An 11,890-nucleotide genomic window follows, 5' to 3' on the forward strand; every position below is an offset into this window, starting at 1 on the left:
CCCGCTGTTCAGCTAAAGCCTCAGGTGAAAAATCAGGTACCCATTTGTCGGGGCGTTCCACACGTGTTATATCATCCCCCGTAGCAGGCTGCGTTACCGCACGCCACCTGAAAAATTCCTCTGCAAGGGATTGCAAGTCGGCATTTAGATGTTTTTCCGATTTCACGGGAATTTCAATTTCTTTTTGAGATTGATCTTCTGCGCTACAGCTCAGAAACAGAATTAACTGTGCTGAAATAATTACGTATTTGACGGTTACTTTTGATGGATTCATATTATCCTCTTAATAAAATTAAATTGTAATTGTATAGGTAATTCCATCCGGTTTTACCCATTTGAATCACCTGAATAATCATAGAAATCTCGATTGCAAAGGTAATATTATTTTCTGTTAAAATCATTTATTGTTTTAAAACATAATGGAAAATAAAATATTAATAATACTTGACATTTAAATACTTTAATGTTAAAGTATAATTATGCCAACACATTACAATGGCACAGCAAAAGAAAAAAGGGCTCTGAATGCCTGGATAAAATTCTCCAGAGCCGCCAACTCTTTTAGCCCTAAAATAAAAGAGAGCTTCAGAGAATATGGACTAACAGAAAGTCAATTCGGCGTATTGGATGCTCTTATTCATCTTGGTCCGTTGAACTTGAAAACCGTCAGCGAAAAACTCCTTTGCACGGGTGGTAATATCACCACAGTAGTGGATAATCTTGAAAAACGGCAATTCGTAAAAAGAATTCCCGAAAGAAAAGACCGCCGACAAATTAAGATACATCTAACTCCCAAGGGGGAAGCTCTAATAAATAAGATAATGCCCGGACATGTTCAGACTATTGTTCAGGAAATGAATATCCTCTCCATATCTGAGCAGGAGGAATTAGCAAGGTTATGTAAAAAACTGGGTACAGAAAATAACAAACAAGTAAACAAATAGTAGGAGAATATAATGTCAAATAGTGAAAAGATAATATTAGTAACAGGCGCCACAGGACAGCAAGGCGGCGCTGTTGCGAAAAACCTATTGGAAAAGGGCTGGGCTGTTAGAGCGATGACCCGAAATCCTGAAGGTGAAAAGGCGCTTGCGTTAAAATCAAACGGTGTTGAAGTCGTTAAGGCTGATATGAGCGATTCCGGTACATTGACTGCTGTGTTAGACGGTGTATACGGAGTTTTTTCTGTCCAGAATTTCTGGGAATCGGGTTACGACGGTGAAGTTACTCAAGGCAAAACTCTTGCCGATGCTGCTAAGGCAGCTGATGTGAAACATTTTGTATATTCATCGGTAGCCAGCGCGGATAAAAATACTGATCTCAGTCATTTTGATAGCAAGTTTGAGATCGAAGAGTATATCAGAAATATCGAATTGCCTTACACTATAGTTCGACCTGTGTTTTTCATGGAAAATTTCTATACGATGAAAGAATATATCAATAACAACAATTTTATGAATTCTCTATTACAGGATGTTCCATTGCAGATGATCGCAGTAAATGATATTGGAAGAATCGTGGCTCAAGCGTTTGAAGCACCGGATAAGTATATCGGAAAATCTATTGATTTAGCGGGTGATTCAGTTACGTTTCCAAAAGTCGCCGAACTTTTCTCTAAAGAAACTGGGAAGGATATTTCTTTCAGTACAATTTCACTTGAGGATTTTCAAAGCGCAATGGGCGAGGAATATGCCAAGATGTTTGATTGGTTCAACAAAGTCGGCTACGATGTGAACATAGATGAGCTTGAATCATCCAATGATATTAAATTGGTTAAACTTGAAGAATGGATTCCCGCTTCAGGTTGGTAATATTATCGAGATAGTAAAGATTAAAAAAGGGAAAGCTTCTGCTTTCCCTTTCTGATTATATATTTATTAAAAGTTCCCGTTATCCACATCTTTTATAAATTTAATCAGTCCGTCAAAATACGTTTGCTGGTCATCATACATCGCCATATGACTTCCGTTAGGGCAATGCAGATACCTACCGTGCTGCACTTGACCCGCCATCCATTCCATTTGAGCGGGGTCCATTGTGTCATAGGCGGCGCCTATTGTGAGAGTAGGAACTGAAATCAGAGGCAAATCCGCTTTCCTATCCCAATTCAGTAATCTGCCGGAAGCGCCTAATTCGCTGGGACCTTGCATAAGTACGTATATATCCGGATTTAGGTGAGCAAACATTCTCTTTACAGGATCCGGCCAATCTTCCGCCGGCATACGAATCAGATGTTTTTCATAGTGATGCGGAATCAATAATTCCATATATCGGGGGTTCTCAATATCTCCGGCAGCTTCTAATTCCTTTATTTCTTTCAATACATCGTTATCAATTCGCTCATAAAGCACTTTCTCGGCATACGTGTTATAATCAGGAATACTTGGCACCATATTCGAAATTATCAATCCCTTCAAATTCTCCTGATATTTTAGCGCATACTCTAATGCAAGTATTCCTCCCCAAGAATGCCCGAATAGATAAAAGTTATCGCTTGTGAGGTTAAGCGCTTGCCTGACTTGTTCCACTTCTTCCACAAATCGCTCTGTTGTCCAAAGATCTTTATCATCCGGCTGATCGCTGAAATGCGAACCGAGTTGATCGTAATAATAATACTCTATGCCTGCTCCAGGGAAATAGCTATCAAATACTTCAAAATATTCATGTGTTCCGGCCGGTCCGCCGTGCAGGGTAAGCACTTTGATAGTAGGATTATTCCCAACTCGCTTTGTCCAAACATTGAAATCACCTTTAGGCGTGGAGATTTTAATTATTTTGACGCCGCCGCTTAGCACGTCATCCCTGCCCGTATTATCAAAATAATCTGAAGATGATTTAGTCTGAACGGCTGATTGAGCGCAAGAAAACATCATCATGCTGACACTTAGCATTATGAGAACAGTTAATGGCGCTGAATATTTTCGGATACTAATCTCTTTGTAGTTCATAATAATTCTTCTCCCGGTTTATTCGGCGCTTTCAAATCCCAATGACAATGAATTGATGCAATACCTGAGACCTGTTGGTTCAGGGCCGTCCTCAAAGACATGCCCCAGGTGTGCCCCGCAATTATCACAGATGACTTCCGTGCGTTTCATACCAAATGTGGAATCCGTTTCTTCACGGACATTTTTTTCATTGATAGGTTGCCAGAAACTCGGCCAACCGGAGCCTGAATTGAATTTTTCTTCGGAGCCGAATAATTCCTCCTCGCAGCAAGCGCATTTATAAACGCCTTTCCCCTTGTGATCATTATATTTTCCGCTGAAAGCCGGTTCCGTTCCCCCTTTACGTGTAACCTCGTATTCATCAGATGATAAAATTGATTTCCATTCCGCAACTGATTTTTCTAACACTGTTCCTCTATTCTTTCGGAAGGTTTTTATCGAGATAATTATTAATTTCGCTCTCCGGTATGGCGCCGACAAACTCGCTGGAAATCTCACCTTTATAGAACATCTTTACGTTGGGAATACTTCTGATACTATATTTCATTGCTATATCAGGCTGCAATTCGGTGTTAACTTTGACTAAAATCCAATCCTCACCCGCCTCCTCGGCAAGTTTTTCAAGAGTAGGGCTCAGCATATGACAAGGTCCGCACCATTCAGCCCAAAAATCCACTAATACAGGTGAATGTTCGCTCGCCTCGATAACGTCTTTCTGAAAATCAATCGGTTCTAATTTAAGATACATTATTTCTCATTCCTTTATGTGAATCTTTTTAATGAAATTCGTTTATTTAATATAATTCGCCAAAATGAATATGGCAATTGGAGATAGGAATTACTGAAAAGTTACTGCTTCGGATATAATCCACTCATCTATGACCCTTCACTCAATTGTGAGGGTCATAAACGAGTAGGTTTGATTTAAATTCTTATTAATTTGGCCAAGATTTCCAAATTGTAGACATACCTGCATCATCAGCCGGTAGCGGTGAAGTCAGTACACCGGAATAACTCGGATTCATTACCGCAGTCGGCGGCGGTCCGAAGTGACCAAGTCCCAACGAGTGTCCGTTTTCGTGCAATGCCACAGTTTCTACATCTATACCCGTTGATGGTGATGCGGCATTAATTTCCCACGGATTTCCCGCGCGTTTTTCCCCTGCGGTTCCAAATGTATCGTTATAGTAAACTTCATTCAGAGCCTTGTCAAGATATCCATCACCGTCTATATCCGTAGGAAATCCATTTCCATCAACAAAAATGAAGGAAACTGAGAATGCTAAGATTTCGTCCCCACCGCCGGGTCCTCCCACTGCCTCAAAAAACGCCCAAGGAAGCCAGCCCGCCTGCACTATATCAGCAAGAAACGAGTCTCCAAAACTACCAAAACTTTTAGATTTACCTTTTCCATTTCTACCTTTACCACCAGAACTGAAGAAAGAGTCGAAGATGTCGGGGTCATCGCCGCTGTCAAAACGTTTCACTACCTTCACCTTACTTAAGTTACTATCGTTATTCCACGTGGCGAGAGCTTTATCGAGTACTTCCTCAGTGTCGTCACTGCTTAATCCACTTGCTGTGGCGCCGTCGCTCTGATCCACCAAATAAGTAATATCGTTACCCTGTGCTGCCCGGCGCAAATCGCCCGGAACCCATTGAATAGTTCCTTGGTGAATCCTATTACTTGGTCTGCCTTTTCCGATTGTGAAAAAATCAATGGATTCAACAGCAAAATTTAATCCGCTTGCGGCGAGTTCATCATTGATATTAAACATCATAGCGAGAACTGCCGAATCGCCCTGAGCTTGACTACCGGACGGTTTAGACCGCTTGCTAAAAGAATCTGTGACGTTATTGGTGCCTTCCAAATCAGTGTTAACTGCGGTTGGTTGTGTATCTTCGCACCCTGCTATAATTACCGATAACGCAAAAAGCCATAATAGTGAAGCTGGATGTAGTTTCATGGCTTATCTCCCTATTTAATTTACATATTTTTACCAGTCCTAATTACTTAATAATACAACACATATACCTTCAAATCAACAAATACCTGAATGTCCGAAATATTGTCGTGAGACTGAATATATGTATTATTGTAAGAAATTGGTGTGATGTGGGACAACTTTTGATTCAGAATTGAATTCAGGGCATCACATTGCCTCAAACTTCTCCCGTATTGCTCTGATATGCTCCGGTCCCATTCTGCAACAGCCTCCAATCAATTTGGCGCCATTGCGGTACCATTTTCCGGCATCTTTGCCGCACTCAAGCGGTTCTGAACTGCCGGACCAGGTCCGATTTTCCCCGTTGTAAAGCTCTCCGGAATTCGGATAAACGACAATATGCTTATCCGGCGCACCTGCTCTGATATGCTCGATCAAAGAAGATATGTAACGAGGCGGTGTGCAATTCACTCCAACGGCAACCACTCCGTCACACTCATTAAAAAGCGAAACACATTCTTTTATCGGAGTTCCATCACTGATATGCTCGCCGTCTTTACACGAAAAACTTACCCATGCGAACAGATCAGGCGTTTGTTGGAGCAGCTCCAATATCACTTCCGCTTCTCTGATGCTGGGGATAGTTTCGATAGCTAATAAATCAGCAGGCGAAACCGCAAGAATCTCCCATCTCTGCTTATGGAACTCTAATAATTCATTTTTAGAAACAGCGTAATCACCTCGATATTCCGCACCATCAGCAAGAACAGCGCCATATGGACCAATGCTCGCTGCGACGAGCGGCAACAGTTCCGATTCTTTACCCTCCATAAACTCATCACGGGCTTCTATTGCCAGAGTCACAGACTTTTGTAAAAGGGTTATGGCTTCTCTCTCTGAGAGTCCATACTCAATAAAACCTTTGATAGATGCCTGATAACTTGCCGATATGATGCAGTTAGCGCCTGCTTCAAGATATGACAGATGCACATTTTTTATCGCTTCAGGATTTTCCAACAATATTTGTGCCGACCAAAGCTTTGTGCTTAAATCGAATCCTTGCTTTTCCAGCTCGGTGGCGAGTCCTCCATCCAGCAGAAGCATACCATACTTCTCAATAAACGGTTCTATTGGCGAGTATATTGACCTCAAATAAAACTTTCCTCACGCACTACGCATCTACCGCAATGAAAACATATATTCTCCTTAAAACTAAGGAATATCCTCCATTGTATCTATTGTTTTCAACTTTGCGTACCGAACGAACAATGACCCTAATCTACTTCGAATTCCAGAGAGCTCGGCTATAGATAATTTATCCTTTTGAAGCTTAATCGCTTTCTTCCGGTAAAACGCGCCGCTGTTTCACCACGCAGCTTATTAATTAGCGGGGTTACATCGTTACAGTGAAGTCAGGATATGCTTCAGCTCCGTGTTCCACCAGATCGAGCCCGAGTATTTCCTCTTCTTTAGTTACCCTGATACCCATTGTGCGCTTCAGTATTAAGAACATCACCATTGATAGCCCAAACGACCAAATGAACACAGTCATGACTCCGAGGAGTTGAGCAAATAACAGATTTATTCCACCTCCGAAAAACAGTCCGTTCACGCCTCCGAACGACTCTTGCGCGAAAAACCCTACCGCTAAAGTTCCCCATGCGCCGCACACTCCGTGGACGGATATTGCGCCAACAGGATCATCTATCTTCAATCTGTCGAAGAGAGCAACTGAATAGTTTACGATTATTCCGCCGATTACTCCTATTAAGACCGCGCTAAGCGGACTTACGTTTGCTGTTCCTGCGGTTATGCTGACCAAACCGGCAAGCGCGCCGTTAAGCGACATGCCGATATCCGGTTTTCCTTCTCTCAGCCATGATGTTATCATAGCTGATACGACTCCTGCGCTCGCCGCAAGTGTGGTAGTTACTGTAATTATCGCTATTGTCAAGTCAGTGCCCGAAGTAGTCGAGCCTGCATTAAAACCATACCACCCAAACCACAAAATAAATACGCCAAGCGAAGCCAAAGTGAGAGAATGACCTCTGATAGGACCTATGACGTTAGTGTAACGGCCTATCCTTGGTCCCACTACTATAGCGCCGGCAAGAGCAGCCCATCCTCCAACCGAATGAACTACCGTCGAGCCCGCGAAGTCTATCATCGGTGTCTCTAAAGATGATAACCATCCACCGCCCCAGATCCAATGACCTGAAACAGGGTAAATAAGCGTCGTGATGACCACCGAGTAAATTATATAACTGCTGAACTTTATCCTTCCTGCCACAGCGCCCGAAACTATTGTAGCGGCTGTAGCCGCAAATACCGCCTGGAATATCCAATACGCGTACTGAAACGGTTCTGTTACGTTATTCAGGAAAAATCCTTCCGACCCAAAAAATGCATTCCCCGCTCCGAACATCAGCGCAAAACCGACCGCCCAGTATCCGAGAGCGCCGAATGAAAAATCTACGAGGTTCTTCATCATAATATTAACGGCATTTTTCGATCGGGTAAATCCCGTTTCGACCATTGCAAATCCGGCTTGCATGAAGAAAACCAAAAACGCCGCGATGAGCGTCCATACCATATCAAGCGCCTCGGCATTACTATCCGGCGTATTTCCTGCAAATGCATATGCGGATAAGGCAATTACGAAAACAGTCGCGCTCATTAAATTTTTCAGGAACCAAGTGATATTTTTTATCTGAAAACTCAATTCTAAATCCCCTCCTCTTTTAATTTAATGCATCGTTGCCTGATTCTTCCGTTCTAATCCTGATAGCATCATCTACATTTGATAAGAAAATTTTCCCGTCACCTATCTCTCCTGTTTTCGCCGCCAACAGAATTTGCCGTACCGCCTCTTCAACTTTATCATCAGGTACAACTACTTCGATTTTCACCTTAGGCAAAAAATCTATATGATATTCCCTTCCGCGATATAATTCCGATTGACCCTTTTGGCGGCCGTATCCCCTTACTTCAGACACCGTCATTCCACGGATGCCGATTTCGACAAGCGCTTCTTTCACCTCATCTAATTTGAACGGCTTAATTATTGCTTCGAGTTTTTTCAATTATTGTTCCTCCACATTACCGGAATATCCGAACATATGTTCTGCAATAAATAATTTGTGAAAATAACATTCCAAAACACATTTTACATTAGTATTTACCGAATGAAATGTTTTTTGTATTATTTTTTAAAATATATAAGATTAACACCTGCCCTACATTACCTCCCAAAACCGAGAGAGAACCATAACTTATTATCGCCGCTGAAACCTTTGATACTCAGCGGAATTATGGCATAATATACAGCAGGGGAAAGCGAGCCGAATGAGAACTCGAAGCTACTGCCGGCGCTAAAAACAATATCGCTTATCCCGCTGTCGGCTCCCCATTGACCGCCATTGTATCCGACTGAAAGGGAAAAGTCAACCGCCCTTTCAGCGAAATTCATTGAATGATCTCCACTTGCCAGAAGATACACTCCATCGCCGAGATTAAGGTCATAATACAAACCAAATGATAAACCGTAGGGCATTCTTGAATCCGTTACCGTTATGAACGGTTCAGGCGTGGTGTTGCCGTCGAAACTGAAATTATCTGCGTTCAACCATGAATAATATGTTAACCCGACGGAATACTCGGTAGTCTCACCAAACGAACTGTTGTATGAAAAATAAACGTCGAACTCGTCATCAGAACTCAGCTTATTCCTGTTGGTCAGTGCAAATGAAGACCAGTAACCATACTCCATTGAGCCTTTTGAATAGCTGACTCCCGGCTGAACGGCAGGTTTATTTTTCGGTGTGAGGTCCCAGCCCCGCCAGATATATTTACTGGTAAAGTCTAATGTATAAGCTACAGCAGAATCTTCTGCATAGACCGGAGTCACGGATGCAGCCGCCAATACAAATGTAGAGATAATATAGATAGATTTCATATTGCCCCTCTTTGTAATTCGTTACTTGATATTTCCCATTCCAATAAAAATGATATTGGGGCATCATGATTTTTCCCGATTTTTCAGCCCACCGCTTATACTACACTTTGAGATTTTAGATTGCAATATAAAAGTATTAAATAAATAATTTTTTTAACAAAAAACAATGTTCAATGACTAATTATTATTAGCTATCATTTTGGCGTGATGTAAGACGGCTGAAAAGCAGTATTAAATCCCGATAGGATTCAAACCTTGCCGCACTTTGTGATTCGAATTTCTCCAATTTTCGGAAAAATACAACTTGCAATTTCCTACTGAAACATTTTGCACCGACTAATCGTAACTATCAATACTTCTTATTCAATTTATAAATAAAAATGGAGATTGAAATGTCTGTCAAAGCAGCTGATTTCAGCGATCTATTTTATTCAAATAACAATTGGGTTTCGGTTAAAAATTCAGTGCGAAAGAGTATCGGTTATTTAACGTGTGCGTTTACAGCCCTATTAATACTGAGCCTCCCTCTTTATGCACAAGGTTGGAGTTGGCCGGAAAAGCATTCAAACTAAATTCAAAAGAGTATCCTAAGTCCGGGAACGTTTGGGACAGTCTCGCTGAGGGGTACATGAAAACAGGGGATAATAAGAAGGCGAAAAAGTACTATCGTAAGTCGTTGAAGCTTACTCCTAATAATCAGAACGCGAAAGATATGTTGAAGAAACTCAAGGAGAAAGAGTAGAAATAGCCTCGTAGCTGACGTATTAGCGACTGATTTAAATTAGCGGGAATGTCTGAGAATCCCCGCCAGACCAATTATCGGGCAGGCCCGCCTGACAGCATGGCGGGCAGGGAACTCAGCGGACGAGTTTCCCCGTCCCAGCGGGTTTGAAGTCCGCGGCGCCCACCAGGGTCACAACCACTCCCGAATATTATTTTTGATAAATTGTTTTAACCTTCTTGCAACTTTATGGATAATTATTTACATTATCCAGTAGGTAAAAAAATTAGCGCCGCGTTCTTGTCTGAATTACCAATTTTAATCGGGTTTGGAAATAAAAGGAAATGTTAATTCAGCGTCGCATAAAAAGAAATGTCTGAAACTGACCTTTTAAATACACAAACATTGGGGTTTCTTCGCTACCGCAAAAACGGCAGACTGGATGAAATAAATTCTGCTGTTCCGAAGTTGTTTGGATATAAGTCAAAAAAAGAATTTCTTTCCTCCAAAACTCCAAAAGAAATTTTCATTATCATTTCAGAAAAAGTTGCTCATATTGATAAAACCGCGGTTTGGTCTTCCTTTAAATCTGTATTTATAAAAAAGGATAAATCAAAATTGCATGCGGAATACTTCCTCTCAGTGAACGATGATTCCTATGAAGTTATACTTATAAATGATATAAGAATTCAGGAAGGACTTGAGAGAGCCTTAAGCGGGAGTGAAGAAAAATCTAAGTTAACATTAGATACTTTGGTTGACGGTGTGATAACAATGGGCACCAATTCTCTTATTGAATCGGTAAATCCGGCTGTGGAAAAAATATTCGGCTATAAAGCTAAAGAACTCATCGGGAAAAACGTGAAAATATTAATGCCGGAACCGGATAAAAGTCTCCATAATAAATACGTTGATTCCTACCAAAAATCCGGAAAAGCAAAAATTATCGGAATAGGAAGAGAAGTCAAAGGCAGGAAGAAAAATGGAAAAATATTTCCAATATACTTGGGCGTAAGTGAACTTAATCTTCCTGACCGTAAGTTATATATTGGAATGATCCGCGATATTTCTGTTCAGAAAAAAGCAGAAGATGGTTTTTTATTAGCTCGTGCGGAACTCGAAAATAAAGTTACCGAACGAACCTCAGAACTCTCAGATGAAATATCATTCAGAAAAGCTACTGAGAAAATTCTTGACAAACAGGCTTCTTTCGTAAGGCAAAATCCGGGGCCTGTATTCCAAACAGATTATAATGGAACGATTAATTTTGCAAATCCTGTATCAGAAAAACTATACGGGAAAAACCTGATAAATAAATCAATCATAACCCTAATGAAAGGAGTGACGAAATCTAAATTAAAAAAAATGAAGGGTGGAAAGGCAGTTCTCTATGAGGAGATTATCGGTAATAATACGTTCCTTCTAACGATTATAAAAGACACTAAAGCGAAAAATATTTATATATATGGCGCTGACATTACTTTACTCCGCCAATCTGAAGAATTACTTGAAAAACAGGCTTCTTTCGTCAGACAAAACCCGGGGCCTGTATTCCGAACAGATTATAATGGAACGATTACTTTTACCAATCCTGTTTCCGAAAGATTATTTGGCAAAAGGCTTGTAAATAAATCAATTATAACCCTGATGAAAGGAATAACGAAATCTCAATTAAAAAAATTGAAGGGTGAAAGAGCTGTTCTTTTTGAAGAGGATATCGGAGATAAAACTTTCCTTCTTACAATAATAAAAGACACTAAAGCGAAAAATATTTATATATATGGCGCTGACATTACTTTACTTCGCCAATCTGAAGAATTACTGAGAGTTAGCGAAGATAAGTTTAGGAATTTCTTTTATAATCAACCTGAATATTGCTATGTAGTCTCGCCCGAAGGAATAATACTTGATGTAAACCGCGCCGCGTTGAAAATACTCGGTTATAAGCGTGAGGAATTAGTTGGTAAATCTGTGCTGAAAATTTATCCGATTGAATCTCACCAGAGTGCAATAAATAATATGAAAGTATGGCTATCAACGGGAATACTTAAAGAAGTGGAAATGGAGATTATCACCAAACATGGTGAGCGGAGGATTGTACATCTCTCTTGCAGCGCAGTGAATGGTAAAGACGGCAAGCTGCTTCACTCTATCTCAGTTCAATCAGATATTACAGATAGGATATTAGATCAGAAGGAAAAGGAACGGCTATCACGAAATCTCGGTTATAGGGTAAAAGAACTTTCTTGTTTGCAGGCGGTTGGAGAAATAATAGAGAATGAAACTTCACTTAGTAGGTTATTAAGCAAGGTATCGAAAA

Annotated in this window: 13 protein-coding genes and 1 tRNA gene; 4 read left to right on the top strand and 10 right to left on the bottom strand. The window is 40.8% G+C overall.

Annotated elements, in window-relative coordinates; all coding sequences use genetic code 11:
• Positions 1–274 (bottom strand): hypothetical protein (locus IIB39_10650; GenBank protein MCH8929157.1); only part of this gene is annotated, 274 nt, incomplete at its 3' end.
• Positions 275–479: 205 nt separating this feature from the next.
• Here IIB39_10650 and IIB39_10655 point away from each other — a divergent pair.
• Together IIB39_10655 and IIB39_10660 are read left to right on the top strand one after the other, a co-directional pair.
• Positions 480–944 carry a MarR family transcriptional regulator gene (locus IIB39_10655; protein ID MCH8929158.1) on the top strand — a complete coding sequence of 155 codons (465 nt, stop codon included), beginning with the start codon at positions 480–482 and terminating at the stop codon, positions 942–944.
• A gap of 12 nt (positions 945–956) precedes the next feature.
• Positions 957–1,811, top strand: coding sequence for an NmrA/HSCARG family protein (locus IIB39_10660; GenBank protein MCH8929159.1), 855 nt, complete (start codon positions 957–959; stop codon positions 1,809–1,811).
• 66 nt (positions 1,812–1,877) lie between these two features.
• Here the strand turns inward: IIB39_10660 and IIB39_10665 are convergent, their stop codons facing one another.
• The 8 genes from IIB39_10665 to IIB39_10700 form a co-directional block, all read right to left on the bottom strand.
• Positions 1,878–2,891, bottom strand: coding sequence for a proline iminopeptidase-family hydrolase (locus tag IIB39_10665; GenBank protein ID MCH8929160.1), 1,014 nt, complete (start codon positions 2,889–2,891; stop codon positions 1,878–1,880).
• Between the two features lie 75 nt (positions 2,892–2,966).
• On the bottom strand, positions 2,967–3,386 hold the full coding sequence (gene msrB / locus IIB39_10670) for a peptide-methionine (R)-S-oxide reductase MsrB (protein ID MCH8929161.1): 420 nt from the start codon (positions 3,384–3,386) through the stop codon (positions 2,967–2,969).
• On the bottom strand, positions 3,364–3,696 hold the full coding sequence (gene trxA / locus IIB39_10675; protein MCH8929162.1) for a thioredoxin: 333 nt from the start codon (positions 3,694–3,696) through the stop codon (positions 3,364–3,366). The genes msrB and trxA overlap by 23 nt, the downstream gene beginning before the upstream one ends.
• Before the next feature lie 187 nt (positions 3,697–3,883).
• The gene (locus IIB39_10680; protein MCH8929163.1) at positions 3,884–4,915 is read right to left on the bottom strand and encodes a matrixin family metalloprotease; all 1,032 of its coding nucleotides are present in this window, start codon (positions 4,913–4,915) and stop codon (positions 3,884–3,886) included.
• Positions 4,916–5,101: 186 nt separating this feature from the next.
• Entirely contained in the window at positions 5,102–6,037 is a 936-nt protein-coding gene (gene mmuM, locus IIB39_10685; GenBank protein MCH8929164.1) for a homocysteine S-methyltransferase, read from the bottom strand.
• Positions 6,038–6,287: 250 nt separating this feature from the next.
• The gene (locus tag IIB39_10690) at positions 6,288–7,571 is read right to left on the bottom strand and encodes an ammonium transporter (GenBank protein MCH8929165.1); all 1,284 of its coding nucleotides are present in this window, start codon (positions 7,569–7,571) and stop codon (positions 6,288–6,290) included.
• Positions 7,572–7,635: 64 nt separating this feature from the next.
• Complete coding sequence (locus tag IIB39_10695) at positions 7,636–7,977, bottom strand: P-II family nitrogen regulator (protein MCH8929166.1); 342 nt, start codon at positions 7,975–7,977, stop codon at positions 7,636–7,638.
• A 158-nt stretch (positions 7,978–8,135) separates the two neighbouring features.
• Positions 8,136–8,849, bottom strand: coding sequence for a hypothetical protein (locus tag IIB39_10700; protein MCH8929167.1), 714 nt, complete (start codon positions 8,847–8,849; stop codon positions 8,136–8,138).
• Positions 8,850–9,396: 547 nt separating this feature from the next.
• Here IIB39_10700 and IIB39_10705 point away from each other — a divergent pair.
• Positions 9,397–9,591, top strand: coding sequence for a tetratricopeptide repeat protein (locus tag IIB39_10705; protein ID MCH8929168.1), 195 nt, complete (start codon positions 9,397–9,399; stop codon positions 9,589–9,591).
• Between the two features lie 100 nt (positions 9,592–9,691).
• Here IIB39_10705 and IIB39_10710 read toward each other — a convergent pair.
• A tRNA-Sec gene (locus IIB39_10710) sits at positions 9,692–9,776 on the bottom strand.
• A gap of 166 nt (positions 9,777–9,942) precedes the next feature.
• Between IIB39_10710 and IIB39_10715 the strand changes: the two genes are divergently transcribed.
• On the top strand, positions 9,943–11,890 hold a 1,948-nt coding region (locus tag IIB39_10715; protein ID MCH8929169.1), incomplete at its 3' end, for a PAS domain S-box protein.

This window comes from Candidatus Neomarinimicrobiota bacterium (assembly GCA_022573815.1).
Taxonomy (GTDB): domain Bacteria; phylum Fidelibacterota; class SORT01; order SORT01; family SORT01; genus JACZTG01.